The organism is Leifsonia sp. HAY1-4F (genome assembly GCF_056755275.1).
In genome coordinates, this window is record NZ_JBNDHX010000672.1 from 1 (window position 1) to 234 (window position 234).

General features: G+C 44.4%; 1 protein-coding gene. It reads right to left on the reverse strand.

Features of this window, described 5'->3' with window-relative positions; genetic code table 11:
- On the reverse strand, positions 1–234 hold a 234-nt coding region (locus tag ACPYOG_RS20930), incomplete at both ends, for a hypothetical protein (RefSeq protein ID WP_481295967.1).

Sequence of the window (234 nt, forward strand, 5' to 3'; positions counted from 1 at the left end):
CATCAGCCCTCCCTTCGTTATGCTGTAATAGGGCCAGAAATACTGTGGTTCAACGACTGTCCCACCGGTTTGTTGCTTAGGATAGTCATCCGGTGTTTTAAAGGAATAGCGAACCGATCCTTTCCCTGTCTCAGATTCTTTTACATTCCGGTATAATACATATGCAGCCATTTCATCAGAATCAGAATCGCTTGCACTTTCATAGGAGTATCCGCTGGAACTATTCGGAAGATC